Annotated in this window: 16 protein-coding genes; 9 read left to right on the forward strand and 7 right to left on the reverse strand. The window is 47.8% G+C overall.

The genetic code is table 11. The features are described from left to right. The first annotated feature begins 199 nt into the window (after window positions 1–199). Both mpl and F905_RS11935 read left to right on the forward strand, forming a co-directional pair. A complete protein-coding gene (gene mpl / locus F905_RS11930; RefSeq protein ID WP_005181071.1) occupies window positions 200–1,567 on the forward strand; it encodes a UDP-N-acetylmuramate:L-alanyl-gamma-D-glutamyl-meso-diaminopimelate ligase in 1,368 nt (455 codons plus the stop codon). Between the two features lie 250 nt (window positions 1,568–1,817). Next, complete coding sequence (locus tag F905_RS11935) at window positions 1,818–2,903, forward strand: zinc-dependent alcohol dehydrogenase family protein (protein WP_005181074.1); 1,086 nt, start codon at window positions 1,818–1,820, stop codon at window positions 2,901–2,903. Window positions 2,904–2,998: 95 nt separating this feature from the next. On the opposite strand, the gene F905_RS11940 is transcribed toward F905_RS11935, so the two are convergent. Both F905_RS11940 and F905_RS11945 read right to left on the reverse strand, forming a co-directional pair. After that, window positions 2,999–3,280, reverse strand: a complete 282-nt coding sequence (locus F905_RS11940; RefSeq protein WP_005181076.1) for a GNAT family N-acetyltransferase — start codon at window positions 3,278–3,280, stop codon at window positions 2,999–3,001. Between the two features lie 38 nt (window positions 3,281–3,318). Then, entirely contained in the window at window positions 3,319–3,612 is a 294-nt protein-coding gene (locus tag F905_RS11945; RefSeq protein WP_219605518.1) for a GNAT family N-acetyltransferase, read from the reverse strand. Between the two features lie 470 nt (window positions 3,613–4,082). Between F905_RS11945 and F905_RS11950 the strand changes: the two genes are divergently transcribed. The 5 genes from F905_RS11950 to F905_RS11965 all read left to right on the forward strand — a co-directional run bounded on the left by F905_RS11950 (window position 4,083) and on the right by F905_RS11965 (window position 7,786). Beyond that, window positions 4,083–5,039 carry a TerC family protein gene (locus tag F905_RS11950; protein ID WP_005181081.1) on the forward strand — a complete coding sequence of 319 codons (957 nt, stop codon included), beginning with the start codon at window positions 4,083–4,085 and terminating at the stop codon, window positions 5,037–5,039. 263 nt (window positions 5,040–5,302) lie between these two features. Then, window positions 5,303–6,619 carry a guanine deaminase gene (gene guaD, locus F905_RS11955; RefSeq protein WP_005181083.1) on the forward strand — a complete coding sequence of 439 codons (1,317 nt, stop codon included), beginning with the start codon at window positions 5,303–5,305 and terminating at the stop codon, window positions 6,617–6,619. Further along, entirely contained in the window at window positions 6,606–6,761 is a 156-nt protein-coding gene (locus tag F905_RS15535) for a hypothetical protein (protein WP_005181085.1), read from the forward strand. The genes guaD and F905_RS15535 overlap by 14 nt, the downstream gene beginning before the upstream one ends. Window positions 6,762–6,831: 70 nt before the next feature. Further along, a complete protein-coding gene (hpt, locus tag F905_RS11960; protein WP_005181088.1) occupies window positions 6,832–7,359 on the forward strand; it encodes a hypoxanthine phosphoribosyltransferase in 528 nt (175 codons plus the stop codon). A gap of 166 nt (window positions 7,360–7,525) precedes the next feature. After that, window positions 7,526–7,786, forward strand: coding sequence for a GlsB/YeaQ/YmgE family stress response membrane protein (locus F905_RS11965; protein WP_005181091.1), 261 nt, complete (start codon window positions 7,526–7,528; stop codon window positions 7,784–7,786). A gap of 72 nt (window positions 7,787–7,858) precedes the next feature. Here F905_RS11965 and F905_RS11970 read toward each other — a convergent pair whose 3' ends face one another. Both F905_RS11970 and dmeF read right to left on the reverse strand, forming a co-directional pair. Continuing rightward, window positions 7,859–8,560, reverse strand: a complete 702-nt coding sequence (locus F905_RS11970) for a DsbC family protein (protein ID WP_005181093.1) — start codon at window positions 8,558–8,560, stop codon at window positions 7,859–7,861. A 90-nt stretch (window positions 8,561–8,650) separates the two neighbouring features. Beyond that, window positions 8,651–9,670, reverse strand: coding sequence for a CDF family Co(II)/Ni(II) efflux transporter DmeF (gene dmeF, locus F905_RS11975; protein ID WP_005181096.1), 1,020 nt, complete (start codon window positions 9,668–9,670; stop codon window positions 8,651–8,653). 54 nt (window positions 9,671–9,724) lie between these two features. Here dmeF and F905_RS11980 point away from each other — a divergent pair, with 54 nt between their 5' ends. Both F905_RS11980 and F905_RS11985 read left to right on the forward strand, forming a co-directional pair. Further along, window positions 9,725–9,991 carry a metal/formaldehyde-sensitive transcriptional repressor gene (locus F905_RS11980; protein ID WP_005181098.1) on the forward strand — a complete coding sequence of 89 codons (267 nt, stop codon included), beginning with the start codon at window positions 9,725–9,727 and terminating at the stop codon, window positions 9,989–9,991. Window positions 9,992–10,130: 139 nt separating this feature from the next. Further along, complete coding sequence (locus F905_RS11985) at window positions 10,131–11,273, forward strand: MFS transporter (protein WP_005181100.1); 1,143 nt, start codon at window positions 10,131–10,133, stop codon at window positions 11,271–11,273. Between the two features lie 117 nt (window positions 11,274–11,390). On the opposite strand, the gene F905_RS11990 is transcribed toward F905_RS11985, so the two are convergent. The 3 genes from F905_RS11990 to yidC all read right to left on the reverse strand — a co-directional run bounded on the left by F905_RS11990 (window position 11,391) and on the right by yidC (window position 15,222). After that, entirely contained in the window at window positions 11,391–11,726 is a 336-nt protein-coding gene (locus F905_RS11990; RefSeq protein ID WP_005181102.1) for a DUF1622 domain-containing protein, read from the reverse strand. A gap of 275 nt (window positions 11,727–12,001) precedes the next feature. Then, window positions 12,002–13,357: a tRNA uridine-5-carboxymethylaminomethyl(34) synthesis GTPase MnmE gene (gene mnmE, locus F905_RS11995; RefSeq protein ID WP_171065125.1), complete on the reverse strand. Its 1,356-nt coding sequence runs from the start codon at window positions 13,355–13,357 to the stop codon at window positions 12,002–12,004. A gap of 95 nt (window positions 13,358–13,452) precedes the next feature. Then, window positions 13,453–15,222, reverse strand: coding sequence for a membrane protein insertase YidC (gene yidC / locus F905_RS12000; protein WP_005181113.1), 1,770 nt, complete (start codon window positions 15,220–15,222; stop codon window positions 13,453–13,455). Window position 15,223: the final 1 nt, after the last annotated feature.

Here is a 15,223-nt window from a genome sequence, read left to right on the forward strand (position 1 = left end):
AGTGCAGCCGTGCGGATTTTTTTCACGGTCAGCATCCGCCTGGAAAATGCCTGATTTTTTCGGATTCCAGTCAACGAATCCCTACAAGAATGACTATCTTTTCCGAAACAGCCTTGCTATCGTTGCTGACAATTCAATACATCATGACCAGGCCATCAACAAGAATGGTACGGTCCTACACGCAGTGGAGTAACAGCGGATGCATCTGCATATTTTGGGTATTTGTGGCACTTTTATGGGCTCTCTGGCCTTGTTGGCGCGTGATCTGGGACATACCGTGACCGGTTCCGACCAGAATGTTTATCCGCCGATGTCGACCCAACTGGAAAATGCAGGCATTACCTTAATGCAGGGCTATGACCGCAGCCATTTACAGCCGCATCCGGACTTGGTGATTGTCGGTAATGCCATGAAACGTGGTATTGATGCGGTGGAATATATGCTCAATGCCGGTCTGCCTTATGTTTCAGGTCCACAATTCCTGGCCGATCATGTGCTGCAAGGCAAGCATGTTCTGGGCGTGGCCGGCACCCATGGTAAAACCACCACCACCACCATGCTGGCCTGGGTGCTGGATCAGGCCGGTCTGGAACCGGGCTTTTTGATTGGCGGTGTTCCGCTTGGCTTTAAAGAAAGCGCGCGTTTAGGTGGTGGCAAATACTTCTGTGTTGAAGCCGATGAATACGATTCTGCTTTCTTCGACAAGCGCTCCAAGTTCGTGCATTACCATCCGAAAACTGCCATTTTAAATAACCTTGAATTTGACCATGCCGATATCTTTGATGATCTGGCGGCGATTCAAAAACAGTTCCATCATCTGGTGCGTACCATTCCAAGTGAAGGCTGCATTATTGCACCGGTTACCGAAACCCATATTGATGAAGTGCTGGAAATGGGCTGCTGGACACCGGTGGTCCGCACCTCACTGACTGCACATGCCCAGGCCGCGCTATCTGCCGAGCAGTTACAGGCCGATGGCTCACATTTTAAAGTGCTGCAAGATGGTGTGGTTCAGGGCGAAGTCTGCTGGAACATGACCGGCCAGCATTCAGTGGCCAATGCCCTGGCAACCATTGCCGCGGCAGCGCATGTTGGTGTATCGATTGAAACGGCCTGTGCGGCCTTGTCCAATTTCGGCGGGGTAAAACGCCGTATGGAACTGCTCGATACCGTACGCGGCATTGAGGTCTATGATGACTTTGCCCATCATCCGACGGCAATTGACACCACTCTGGAAGGCGCGCGTAAACGTCTAGGTGAACGTAAACTGTGGGCGATTATTGAGCCTCGTTCCAATACCATGCGTATGGGCAGCCATAAAGATGGACTGGCACATTCAGCGCGTCTGGCCGATGAAGTGATCTGGTATCAACCGGAAGGGCTGGACTGGGATTTACAACCGGTGGTGGCTGCGGCACCAAACAAGGCCAAAATTGCCCGGACGCTGGATGATATTATTCATACCGTCAGCCAGGAAGCAGGTGAGGGCGATGCGGTGGTGATCATGTCCAATGGCGGTTTTGGTGGCCTGCACCAGAAATTATTAAGCGCATTAAAATCGGCTTAAACACGTTTTATTGACCTGAAACATCATTCAACGGGGCTACAGTCCAGATACTGCAGCCCTGTTTTATTATCATACAATGCAATAGATTAAAATAAATATACAAATATCTGAATAAAAACGGTTTTTTATAGATGAACTTGTCATCAACTCCTGTTAAGTTAGAACGATCACATCCTGTGCCATAACGGTTCCTGATGAGGTGAAAAGGCGCAGGCTGTCCCACAATAAGCACAACAAGAGGATGACCACCATGTCCCAAACAATGCAAGCCATGGTTTATCATGGCGCCAATGATATCCGTTTTGAACAGCGTCCACGTCCCCAGATTCTGCAACCCACTGATGCCATCATCCGCGTGACCAAGTCAACGATTTGCGGTACCGACCTTGGTATCTGGAAAGGCAAAAACCCGGAAATTGAAAGCACCGCAATCGAAAAAACCGGCCAGTTTGATGGCCGTATTCTCGGCCATGAAGGCATCGGGATTGTTGAAGAGGTCGGTACGGCAGTCAAAAATTTCAAACCGGGCGACCGGGTGATTATTTCCTGCGTCAGCCGCTGCGGTACCTGTGAAAACTGCCAGAAACAGCTCTATGCACACTGCCGCAATGAAGGCGGCTGGATCATGGGTTATATGATTGACGGCACCCATGCCGAATATGTACGCACCCCATTTGCTGATACCTCGCTGTATCCGCTGCCAGAAGGACTGAATGAAGAGGTCGCGGTATTTTTATCAGATGTATTGCCGACTTCGCATGAAATTGGCGTGCAATATGGCAATGTCAAACCCGGCGATACCATTGCCATTATTGGTACCGGCCCGATTGGGATGGGCTGTCTGCTGACTGCACAATTCTATTCACCGGCGCAAATTATTGCGGTAGATATGGATGATAACCGGCTGGCCATGGCCAAGGAACTTGGCGCGACCCACACCATTAACTCGGCCAAAGAAGATGCCATTCAGCGTATTCTGGAAATTACCGATGGCCGCGGGGTCGATTGCGCCATGGAAGCCGTGGGGGTAGAAGCCACCTGGAATATTTGCCAGCATATCGTCAAAGAGGGCGGTCATCTGGCCAACGTCGGGGTACACGGTAAATCGGTGAATTTTGAGTTAAATAAACTGTGGATTAAAAACCTGACCATTACCACCGGTCTGGTCAATGCCAATACCACCGGCATGCTGCTCAAAAGCTGCTGTGCCGGCAAACTGCCGATGGAACGTCTGGCCACCCATCATTTTACATTTGACCAGTTTGAAAAGGCTTATGAGGTATTTAAACACGCTTCAGATGAAAAAGCCCTGAAAGTGATCATTGATTACAGCTAAGGTCTTTATCGGCAATCAAAAACCACGAGTCCATGCTCGTGGTTTTTATATTTCAGCTGGCATTACAAAGTCAGCTGCAGGTTCAAGTGCCAGATTTAAGCGGCGACATCGGCCAGGCTGGGCTCACGTCGAAACATGACTTCAACATAAGAACAGACCGGTACAATCTTGAGCTGTTTTTCCCGGGCAAACTCGACCAGTACATCCAGTAATTGACGAGCAATGCCTTGGCCACGCAATGAATCATCTACCCAGGTATGGTCGGCGACAATTTTATGTGCGTCCTGCCATTGATAGGTGATTTCAGCAATCCGCTGTCCATCCCGTTCAATAAAAAATGCGCCGCCACGTTTTGCCTCTTGATGTTGAATATCCATTGCTGTCCTGCCTTAAAGTTTATGTGTCATCTGATGAATTAGGGTTGAAGTACATCCTGAATCGACGGGTCTTTTTCAAAAGCCGCTTTGGCATAAGGGCAGAGCGGTATAATCTTGATCTGCTGTTCGCGGGCATAATTGACCGCAGCTTCAACTAAGTGACGTCCCACACCCTGACCACGTAACTGTTCACTGACCGTGGTATGGTCAATAATGATTTTATCTTCGCCGGCGCGTGAATAAGTCATCTCTGCCAGACGCTCGCCATTGGCTTCAACAAAAAAGGCCCCTTTGCTGTCATTGTTTTCGTGTTGCACCATCATTTTTATCATATCCTCGCATCTGAATTTTGAGTATCTGCTTTCTGCAGAAAAAAATATAGCATCTGATCTGTAATCTAACATTTTCACTGCATGTTGAAACAATTGCCTACAGTCGCTTTTTTTCTTGAAGAGGAATACGCTGCAGCATGCACTCATTTACATTCGGCCATTTGCACTTTACTTAAAAATATGCAATTCTATGTCGACTTTGGGGGTCTTACCCCAACACAGAATTGTTGAACAAGGGGAGTAGCCTCCTCCAAACGTTTAAGAATGAAATTTCAGTTTTTGAACGTGTCAGAATATCGTCATTACACTTTGCAAAAAGTCGGTATCTGAGCATCTTTAGGTCACACTTGATATAAAAAAGTGAAACACTAAGATGTAGGCAAGACCTTGATCATGTTGTTATAGATGTTTTTCATCTGGCAGCTGGTCAAGGTTTTTTTATGGCCAGTCGTCCGATGTGGAGAATTCACATGGAAACAATTGGTACGCTCTGGCTGTATCTTGTCTTTTTCGCAATTGTCGCCGTCATGCTGGTGATCGATTTTGTCGGCTTTAAACATCAGGAAGTCAAAGTCCGTACTGCTGCCTACTGGAGTATTGCCTGGGTCAGTGTCGCGACTTTATTTGGTGGTGGATTATGGCTGTATCTGGAGCAGACTGCAGGTGCGGCAATTGCCAATACCAAGGTCATGGAATACTTTGCTGGTTATCTGCTGGAAAAATCCTTGGCAATTGATAATGTCTTTGTCTGGCTGATGATCTTTGCCGCCTTTGCCATTCCACCAGCGTTACAACGTAAATTGCTGTTGTATGGCGTACTGGGTGCAATTGTGCTCAGAACCATCTTTATTTTTATTGGTGCCTGGTTTGTACAGGAATTCTCTTGGATTCTGTATCTGTTCGGTGCGTTCCTGGTGTATACCGGCTTCAAATTCCTGCGTGGTCAGCATGAAGAAGACAGCAATATTGAAGATATGGCCATTCTGAAATGGCTACGTAAACATATGCGTATCACCCCGCAACTTCAGGGCGATAAATTCTTTGTCCGTCAAAATGGTTTGCTTTGGGCAACGCCGTTATTCTTGGTGCTGATTCTGGTCGAAGCCTCTGATGTGATCTTCGCAGTCGATTCTATTCCTGCTATTTTTGCTGTCACCACCGACCCCTTCATTGTGCTTACTGCCAACCTGATGGCAATTTTAGGCCTGCGTGCAATGTTCTTCCTGCTCTCAGGTGCCGCCTCAAAAATGCATTATCTGCCTTATGGCCTAGGTTTAATTCTGGTCTTTATCGGCTTTAAGATGCTGATGCTGGATGTATTCCATATGCCGATCTGGATTTCACTGAGCTTTATTGTGATTGTCTTGACAGTGACTGCGATCTTGTCGATTCGTCATAGCCGCAAGCATCATGAAACCACGCTCTAAAGTGGACTGATTGATCAAAAAGCCCGTTGCATACGGGCTTTTTTTATTTTCTACATTCAGGACTTACTCTTGAATATCAGCGTATAAGAACGCGATTTAACTGAATATTCTAGAATTGACCCAGTGGACATCTTGTGTTTCCCCAAAACTGGCAACAGTTTTGCATGACACCCGATGTCTGTGACTGAATGTTGGATTTTCCATACAGGGCAGCACTTTTCAGCTACAATCAACCGAAAAAATTAAACAAGTGCAGGTTTTCAATGTCTTCTCACATTGCGACGACAGCCATCCGCGGCCGCTTCCTCGATATTCAGAATACAGTTGCCCAAGCGCGTGATATTCACGACCAAGTGCGCTATGTAGAAGATGGTTTATTAATTACCCAATACGGGAAAATTCACTGGTTTGGTCCTTGGGAAGAGGGGCAGATGCATATTCCGGCTGGTGTTTCAGTGCAACATTATCCCGATCAGCTGATTATACCCGGCTTCATTGATACCCATATTCATTTCCCGCAAACCGAAATGGTGGGCGCCTATGGCACCCAGCTGCTGGAATGGCTGAATACCTATACCTTTCCAACCGAAATGCAGTTTGCCGATAAAAGCTACGCCGACAAGATAGCCGCATTTTTTGTGCAGGAACTACTGAAAAATGGCACCACCACGGCACTGGTGTTCTGTACCGTGCATCCTGAATCTGTCGATGCCCTGTTTGAAGCCGCAGAACAGCACCAGATGCGCCTGATTGCCGGTAAAGTGCTGATGGACCGTCATGCACCCGAGGAACTTTGTGACACACCAGAACGCGCCTATCAGGAATCTAAAGCACTGATTGAAAAGTGGCATGGCAAAGGCCGTAATTTATATGCGATTACCCCGCGTTTTGTACCGACCTCAACGCCGGCACAACTGGAAAAAGCGCAGCAGCTAAAAGCTGAATATCCGGATGTGTATTTACATACCCATTTAAGTGAAAACAAAAATGAAATTGCCTGGGTCAAAAGCCTGTTCCCGGAGCAGCAGGGCTATCTAGATGTCTATCATCATTATGGGCTGACCGGTTCACGTTCGGTATTTGCGCATTGTGTGCATCTGGAAGAGCAGGAGTGGGACTGTATGCACCAGACCGATTCCGCGATTGCCTTTTGTCCGACCTCCAACCTGTTCCTGGGCAGTGGCCTGTTCCCGATCCATCAGACCTGGCAGAAACAGGTCAAAATGGGTCTAGGTACCGACATCGGGGCAGGGACCTCATTTAGCCAGCTGCGTACCATTAGCGAAGCCTATAAAGTCCAGCAGTTGCTTAAGCAAAACCTGTCGGCCTATGAAGCGCTGTATCATGCCACTTTAGGCGGTGCCAAAGCACTGGATCTGGATGACAAGCTCGGCAATTTCAATATCGGTAAAGAAGCGGATTTTATTGTGCTGGATTTAAACGCCACCGCCTTGCAGACCCTGCGCCAGCAGCACAGCAAAGGCCTGGAAGACAGCCTGTTTGCGCTAATGACCATGGGCGATGAACGTAATATTCAGGCCACCTATATTTATGGACAATGTGCCTATGTCCGCGACTAAACCTATACGCCGGGCGCAACCGAAATGGCGGGTGGCGCTCACGCTGATTGGTCTGGCCTTATTGCTGAAAAGAGACCACCCAGTCAAAAATGCTGTTTTTTTAGACAGCAAAGAGGATGCATCTGACCGCAAGATGTATTAAAATTAAGGCATATTTTGGGGTGTTGCAGGTCAACACCTTTTTTATTTTTTGCTCTTTTAGGGATCTACCCATGACCGTTGATATGAAAGTATTGATTTCTGCTGAAGAAATTCATGCGAAAGTTCAAGAACTTGGTAAACAGATTAATGCGCACTACGCCAACAGTGACAAGGAACTGGTGTTAATCGGTTTACTGCGTGGTTCTGTGCTGTTTATGGCCGATTTATGCCGGACCATTGAAAAACCGCATGAACTGGACTTTATGACCGTTTCAAGTTATGGCGGCAGTACTGTGTCTTCGCGTGATGTAAAAATCCTGAAAGACCTCGACGGCGAAATTCGTGGCAAAGATGTGCTGGTGGTAGAAGATATTATCGACTCTGGCAATACCCTGAGCAAAGTACTGGAAATTCTACAAACCCGTGAACCAAATTCGATTGAGCTGTGTACCTTGGTCAGCAAACCGTCACGCCGTGAAATTGAACTGGAAGTTAAATTCCTGGGCTTTGAAGTAGAAGACAAATTTATTGTCGGTTATGGCCTCGACTATGACCAGAAATATCGCCATATCCCGTTTATTGGTGAAATCGGTCTGTAAGCAACCGCAAAAGAAAGTGGCGTTCAGCCACTTTTTTTACGACAAAGCGGACAAAAAAACTACAATCTGTAGCAGGACTCTACTGTTTGTCCTCTCAAAAATCCTGAAAAATAAATCAAATAGCAACAACTCAACTTGATAAACCATAACAAGAAGGAGACAGGAGATGTGGACACTTATTGTGGCTATCGTGATTGGTTTTATTGCAGGTCTTATCGCCCGTGCCATCCATCCAGGTGATGATAAAGCAGGCTTTATTATGACCACCTTACTCGGGATCGCCGGTTCACTGTTGGCCACTTACGGCGGTCGCTTCCTCGGTCTGTATGATGAAAACTCAGCTGCCGGCTTTATTGCCTCGGTGATTGGTGCGCTGATTATTCTGTTTATCTATAACATGATTTCCAAACGCTCACATCGCGTTTAAATCAATAAAAAAGCACCGTTCATTCGCCGGTGCTTTTTTATGGTCTAAAATCTGACTTTTAACAATCTGAGCTTAGAGTCCAAATTCCTTGAAAATCTGCTCGATCTGCGCAGCAGGGTAGGCGCCCATCACCTTAAAACCATTCGAGAAAATAATGGCCGGTGTGCCGTTTAATCCCAGGCTTTGCGCCAGTTTCAGATTACGCTGAATCGGATTGGCACAGGACTGGCTCGTGCGCGGGCTAAGACCTTTGGCAATCAGGTCTTCCCAGGCCTGGGCCGGATTGGCTTCACAATACACCTGCTGCGAAGGGCGTACCGATTGTGCCTTTAACGGTAAAATAAAGGTGTAAATGGTGACATCATTGAGTTTTTTCAGCTCTACTTCCAGCTGTTTGCAATACGGGCAATTTGGGTCAGAAAAGATGGCTAGCTGACGTTTACCCGTCCCTCGAACCGTTTTTAAGGCATCTTGCAGCGGCAGTTTTTTCCAGTCGATGCTGTTTTGTTGCACCAGCAGCGCTTTGGTCAAATTCTGCTGGTCGCTTAAACGGATCATGGAACCGGCCAAAATATGCTTGGCATCTTCATTCAGATAGACCACTTGACCCTGCATTGAACCACTATAAATCCCGCGCATTTCGGTGGCCTGAATATTCTGGATGTCCAGGTTTGGATGTTGCTGCTTTAAATTGGCTTTGACCGTGTCGACATTGGCCAGTGCCAGCATTGAGCTCATCGCGAGCGCGGCCAGCAAGAATGCATGTTTAAACATAGTGAAATCTTGTCTTTATCAATCCTTGCCCGATTCTAATCTTAAATCGGGACAAAGATTCCACTTTTATCAGAGAAATTTACCGAATCACTACAGCATCGACAACGACGTTTCACGTGGAACATAAACCGGATGAATCGAGTTAATTTCAATTGAGACATGCACAATTTCCTCATGCACTGACAGGGCCATGCGGATTTGATCGGCATTTAGCTCATCTTCAGTTTCTACAGCCAGAATACAGGAAAACTTGTCACGACCGACTTTCCAGACATGCAGATCGGTGATATTGACCATTCCTGGCAGCTCGGCAATCACCTCGCGAATTTCTTCCACCACTGGATGATCCATTTCGGCATCCAGCAAGGTGCGTCCAGTTTCCTGAATCAGGCCCCAGGCCCAGCGCGCCACCAGAATCGAACCCACAATACCCAGTACCGCATCAAGAAAATCCCAGCCCCAGAACTTGCCGGCAATTAAGGCCACAATGGCAAAAATGGAGGTCACAGCATCGGCCACCACATGCATAAACGCAGCTTTCTGGTTTAAATCATGTGCTCCAGCTGTATGTGCATGCGCATGTCCATGCCCCGACTCATGGTGATGGTGATGGTGATGGTGATGGTGATGGTGATGGTGATGGTGATGGTGATGGTGACCATCATCATGCAGTAACCAGGCACAAATCAAGTTGACCAATAGGCCTAAAATCGCAATGGGAATGGCTTCGTTATAATGAATATTAACCGGGAAAAATAAGCGTTCTACCGAATGAAACGCCATAAAACCGGCCACCACCAGCAATAAAATTGCACTGCTATAACCGGCCAGAATCTCAATTTTCCAGGTACCAAAGCTAAAACGGGCATCCTGGGCATAATGACGCGCCGCCCGATAAGCCACATAGGCCAGCCCCAAAGCCAGCATATGCGAGCTCATATGCCAGCCATCGGCCAGAAGTGCCATCGAGTTAAAAATCCAGCCGCCAATAATCTCTAAAAGCATCATGACACCGGTTAATATCGCAGCATATAATATACGCTTCTGGGCCAGTGGATTGCCTTCATCAAACTGATGGTGATGGGTACGGTGAGAAACATGATTTTGCATGGGGAGAATCGTCCAATATACTCCCCCATAGTATATTTGAAATTAAGGTGAAGTGTGGGCCATTTACATACAGATAAAAAAGTTTTAAATCGCATCAAGCGTTTACAAGGTCAGATCAGTGCGGTGGAACAGTCCATCCATGATCCGGAAAAAAGCTGTATCGAAGTATTACAGCAGGTGGCTGCGATTAAAGGCGCGGTTAACGGGCTGATGAATGAGCTGATTGAATCGCATTTGCGCCATCATGTCATTGGCGATGAGGTCGAGGTCAATGAAGTCGAACTGGATGAATTTTTAAAATTGTTAAAACGCTATACCTAAGCCCATCTTTCGATTGACCCACGAAATTCCTGCCTTTACACTGAAACGATCTTTTCTCATATCATGATACCTGAGCCAAAAAGCTGAGGTATTTTTTTATTCTCTCATGTCAAACGCTCAATCGTGGCAGCCGTTTTTAATGGTCAGCCTGGCGCTGTGTATTGGTACCGTTGGAACCGCACTGGCCAGCCCTTTATATCCCCTATATCAGGAGCTGTGGCAGCTGCTGCCGAGTCATATTACCTATCTGTTTGTGGCCTATATGTTCGGTTGTCTGGCCACTTTACTGTTTCTGGGGCGAACCAGTAACCGCTTTGGTTTTGTTCGCAGCTTGCAGGTCGGTATTGCCCTGGTCACGATTGGACTGATACTGTCAGCCTGGGCGCCGACAGCACTGTATTTGGGCCTCGGCCGCTTTATTATTGGGATTGCTTCGGGACTGATTACCACCTCTGCCATGCTGGGGCTGATGAATGTAGTGCCCGATAGCCATAAACTGCTGGCGCCACAGCTCAGCTCGATTATTACCGCAATTGGCTTTGGTTTAGGGCCATTTCTGGGCGGTGTGATTGCCCAGTTTGCCGAGCAACCGCTGGTCACGCCTTATCTTCCGGTGATTGTCAGTGCCATTTTCTGTGGGCTGGGCCTGTTCAAGCTAAAACAGCCTGCCTTTGAACAGCAGCCCTTTTCGGTTTATCCCAAATTACAAACCCCGGATGCGCCGTATCAGGCTGCTTTTTTTCTGGTCAGTTTCGCTGCGTTTTGTGCCTTTGCCGGCTTTAGTCTGTTTGCTTCGCTGTCGCCGTCGTTTGTGCAGGATATTTTGCCTTGGCATGGACCACTGGTCAGTGGTGTAGCAATTTCTGCGATTTTAATTATTTCAGCCATCGTCCAGTTTTTTGCCCGTAGCGTGCTGCCTGCCACGGCCTTGCGCTGGGGGCTCTATGCGCTGCTCGGCAGTCTGCTTCTGCTGGGTTTATGTATGTCGCTGCAATGGAGCCCGCTGTTCTTTGTCAGTGATGTGCTGGTCGGAATTGGGCATGGCTTGAGCTTATTGGGCGCCTTTGGCCTGATTCACCAGATGAGTCAGCCGCACAACCGCGCTGCAATTATGTCCAGTTATCTGTTTATTGCCTATCTGGGCACCATTGTACCGATTATTGCGGTGGGCTATTTATCAGACCATTTTGGCTTAAGTGTGGGTATTATCAGCTTCTGCATGCTGATTGGGCTGCTTTGCCTCAGCCTGATCTGGCAGCAGCGTAAAGTGCTAACCTTTTAAATTAATGCTGTTGAGTCGGGGATGATCAGGCACCCTCGGCCTGATCCTGGGTGCGGACAGACTGCGCTGCCAATCAGATGCTGACCATATCAACATCCACCAGATGATTGAATAGTTTTATTTCTCTGTACCGGGTTGATGTTCCAGCTCTTTCATTAAAAAGTAGTTTAAAAAGGTCCGAATGACCGCAATAATCGCCAGTTTGATCAGGCTGTCCATATCCGGATCGACCGTGGTGGCCAGAATATCCGCGGCCAGCTGAAACTCCAGCGCAGTGGCCAGCCAATTGCCAAAACAATAGCGCGCACTGCGGCCGGATTTTAGCTGAACCAGCACCATTAAGGTTTTGACCAGACCAATCACCACACAGACCACCGAGATAAACTCGAGCAACAGCTGCAGCACACTCACTAAAGCAACCAGTGACTCACGTAAATCAACCACCTCCAGCATGCCACACCTCCGGCAGTGTTTTTGTTGAACTGCATTCAGGATTTTATTGGAACAACTTGTAGGTTATTCACTCATCATAGCCTGAATATCGGGCAATAGAAGGGCGGATGGCAAGATGTAAACTGCCGCATACGATGTGACAGGCTGTTCCCTTAGAGTATACGAAACCCTTTAGGCTGAAATGACGAGATTGCCTGATAAAAAGCAATAAAAAAGCACCAGGTGGCTAACACCTGATGCTTTTAAATGCTTAGCAAGCTCAGAGCGTGCTGCGCTTATTTTCCAATACAGAAAGAACCGAAAATTTTACCCAACAGATCATCGGCACTAAAATCTCCGGTAATTTCACCTAGGGCATTTTGCGCCAGACGCAGGGATTCAGCCACTAGCTCACCGGCATGATAATCTACCAGCTGCTCGCGCGCTTCGGCCAGATAGTACTGGGTGCGCTTCATTGCGTCTAAATGACGAGTTCGGGCAATGAAGGTATCTTCTTCCGGCTGGAAGCCTGCATGGGCTGTAATCGCATTTATGAGCGATTGAACACCGGTTTCCTGCTTGGCCGACACGGTAATATGACGAAAACCCTGATAATCACCAATAACGGCTTCAGCACCAGTCAAATCTGCTTTATTACCAATCAGCATCAGACGTTTGGGTTCCAGATGATCGGCAAAATATTCCTGGGCCAATTGCAGCGGATCTTCACCCTGACTCAGGTCATACACCAGCAGCAATAAATCGGCCTGTTCAATTTCTTTAATCGCGCGGCGGATGCCTTCTTTTTCCACCACATCACCGGTTTCCCGTAAACCGGCGGTATCGGTCAGGGTAATCGGCAAGCCATTTAAGGTGATTTTTTCATGCAGCACATCACGGGTGGTACCAGCAATATCGGTCACAATCGCCCGTTCAATCCCGGCTAAAGCATTCAGTAAAGATGATTTTCCGGCATTCGGTTTACCGGCAATCACCACCTGCAAGCCTTCACGTAATAATTGTCCCTGACGTGCCGATTGCTGTACCGCGGTGACTGAGCTGGCAACATCATCCAGCAGGGCCAGAATTTTACCATCGGCCAGAAAATCAATTTCTTCTTCCGGAAAATCAATCGCTGCTTCCACATGCAAACGCAGATGAATCAGTTTTTCTAAAACCGTATTGACCTTGGTTGAAAATGCACCTTGTAAAGAACGTACCGCTGAACGTGCTGCGGCCTGCGAAGTGGCGTCAATCAGGTCGGCAATCGCTTCAGCCTGTACCAGATCCAGCTTACCATTTTCAAAGGCGCGCATGGAAAATTCACCCGCTTTGGCTGCGGTCGCGCCGAGTTCCAGTAAACGTGCCAGCAGGGCATTTTGAATGACCGGGCCACCATGACCTTGCAGTTCCACCACATCTTCACCGGTAAAGGAGTTTGGATTGGGGAAACAAATCACCAAACCTTCATCCATCACCTCACCGCTAGCCTCATAAAACTGACGGAAGCCGGCAAAACGGGCTTTCGGCAGCTGCTTTTGGGTTAAGGCTTCAGCAATAGCATAGGATTTGGGACCAGACAGGCGAATTACCCCCACACCGCCACGCCCGGGTGGAGTGGCAATCGCAGCAATTGTTGTGGTTTGGGTCAGCATAAATTCACCTGTCGCAATGCTTAAAGTCGGGCCAAAAAAAATCCGCCTAAGAGTATCATCTTAAGCGGATTTATTCAGCTCGTCAGTACAACTTAGTTGACTGGGGTCGCTTCATCACGTTTGGCACGGTCTTTCTCAACAGATTTGTTGATCAGGCCTTGCTGCAAGATGGTGATCAGGTTGTTGACAATCCAGTACAACACCAGACCCGCCGGGAAGAACAGCAGGAATACGGTAAAGATGACCGGCATAATGCGGAAGACTTTAGCCTGCATAGGATCGGTCGGCTGCGGGTTCAGCATTTGCTGAATATACATGGTCGCACCCATGATCAGCGGCAAGATAAACCAAGGGTCCATTGCCGATAAATCCTGAATCCAGAGTAACCATGGCGCATGACGCAGCTCTACAGATTCCATCAGTACCCAGTACAGGGCCAGGAAGATTGGCATTTGCAGTAACAGCGGTAAACAGCCGGCCAACGGATTAACCTGTTCACGTTTGTATAGCGCCATCATCTCTTGCGAGAAGCGCATCCGGTCTTCACCGAACTCTTCTTTCATGCGCTGCATTTCAGGTGCAATCACACGCATTTTCGCCATAGAACGGTAGCTCTTCGACGATAATGGCCACAGAATCAGCTTCACCAGAATGGTCAACAGAATAATTGCCCAGCCCCAGTTCCCCACTAAGCCGTGGAAGAATTCCAAGCCTACAAACAGCAGTTTGGCAATTGGCCATAACCAGCCATAATCCACAGTCTGATTCAGACCAGTGGCCAGATCTTTCAGCTCTGACTGGATTTTTGGACCGCTATAGAAGGTCGCATCGACTTCTGCCACTGTACCTGCCGGTACATTAATGGTTGGCGAAGTAAAGCCGATAATATTCATATTATCGCCTGATTTACGCGATTCCAGCTTGGCGCTATACGGTTGGCCATCGGCCTGGGTCAGTTTCAGGTTACCCGGCACCCATGCACTCACGAAGTAGTGCTGTACCACCGCAACCCAGCCGCCAGTCGCTTCAACATTTAGCTTTTCTTCAGTGAAGTTGTCGAATTTCAGCTTGTTGTAGTGTTCATCCGGTGTCCCCCAGGCGCCGCCCAGGAAGGTACCCAAAGTGAAAATGCCCTGGTCCGATTTACCCGGATCATCCGAGTTATCACGTTTGATCTGACCAAACATTTGACCTTGCCAGTTCTGGCCACTGCGGTTTACCACTTTGTGGTTGACCACAATCGGATATTCGCCTTGCTTGAAGCTGAAGGTCTTGATAATTTCTACACCGTCAGCAGTTTTGTACACCATTGGTACATTTAACACTTTCACCGCTTCACCGTCCTGATTCTGAACGGCTTTGGCATCTTCCAGGCTATAGCTTAATTTTTCAACTTCATAGCTTGGACGACCATTACGGCTGCTGTCTGGTCCATTCAGACCAATCAGGCCTGACTGAGCGACATAGGTACGTTTGTCATCGCTTTCAAGCATTACAAACGGTGCATCACTGTCTTTATTTTTGTCATGATTGAGTAATTCAACACGAACAATATCACCACCTTTTGGATTGATCCAAAGATGATAAAGGTCAGTTTGTACTGAAATAAGCTGCTGACTTACAGGTGCAGTGGCATCTGTGGTTTGAGTCTGCTGCGCTGAAATATTTGCCTGCGGTACATCAGAAGCTGCTGTAGCGGTTTGGCCATTTGGCAAATCTGCAGATACTTCATGTGAAACCACCGCAGCCTGTTGCTGTGGTTGGGTTTCAGCATTTCCATAATCTTTTTGCCAAGCCAAAATGAGCAAATAAGCGACAACAAACATGGCCCCGAGAATTGCAATCCTGGCCCATTGTTGCATA

This window comes from Acinetobacter sp. CIP 53.82 (genome assembly GCF_000369465.1).
GTDB classification, from domain to species: Bacteria; Pseudomonadota; Gammaproteobacteria; order Pseudomonadales; family Moraxellaceae; genus Acinetobacter; species Acinetobacter indicus.

What these genes read in the sequence shown, in the direction of transcription:
- F905_RS11990 (WP_005181102.1), bottom strand. Translation starts at nt 11,726, where the DNA reads ATGCTGGAGGTGGTTGATTTACGTGAGTCACTGGTTGCTTTAGTGAGT.
- hpt (WP_005181088.1), top strand. Translation starts at nt 6,832, where the DNA reads ATGACCGTTGATATGAAAGTATTGATTTCTGCTGAAGAAATTCATGCG.
- F905_RS11985 (WP_005181100.1), top strand. Translation starts at nt 10,131, where the DNA reads ATGGTCAGCCTGGCGCTGTGTATTGGTACCGTTGGAACCGCACTGGCC.
- guaD (WP_005181083.1), top strand. Translation starts at nt 5,303, where the DNA reads ATGTCTTCTCACATTGCGACGACAGCCATCCGCGGCCGCTTCCTCGAT.
- dmeF (WP_005181096.1), bottom strand. Translation starts at nt 9,670, where the DNA reads ATGCAAAATCATGTTTCTCACCGTACCCATCACCATCAGTTTGATGAA.
- F905_RS11965 (WP_005181091.1), top strand. Translation starts at nt 7,526, where the DNA reads ATGTGGACACTTATTGTGGCTATCGTGATTGGTTTTATTGCAGGTCTT.
- F905_RS11935 (WP_005181074.1), top strand. Translation starts at nt 1,818, where the DNA reads ATGTCCCAAACAATGCAAGCCATGGTTTATCATGGCGCCAATGATATC.
- mpl (WP_005181071.1), top strand. Translation starts at nt 200, where the DNA reads ATGCATCTGCATATTTTGGGTATTTGTGGCACTTTTATGGGCTCTCTG.
- F905_RS15535 (WP_005181085.1), top strand. Translation starts at nt 6,606, where the DNA reads ATGTCCGCGACTAAACCTATACGCCGGGCGCAACCGAAATGGCGGGTG.
- F905_RS11970 (WP_005181093.1), bottom strand. Translation starts at nt 8,560, where the DNA reads ATGTTTAAACATGCATTCTTGCTGGCCGCGCTCGCGATGAGCTCAATG.
- F905_RS11940 (WP_005181076.1), bottom strand. Translation starts at nt 3,280, where the DNA reads ATGGATATTCAACATCAAGAGGCAAAACGTGGCGGCGCATTTTTTATT.
- F905_RS11945 (WP_219605518.1), bottom strand. Translation starts at nt 3,612, where the DNA reads ATGATAAAAATGATGGTGCAACACGAAAACAATGACAGCAAAGGGGCC.
- F905_RS11950 (WP_005181081.1), top strand. Translation starts at nt 4,083, where the DNA reads ATGGAAACAATTGGTACGCTCTGGCTGTATCTTGTCTTTTTCGCAATT.
- yidC (WP_005181113.1), bottom strand. Translation starts at nt 15,222, where the DNA reads ATGCAACAATGGGCCAGGATTGCAATTCTCGGGGCCATGTTTGTTGTC.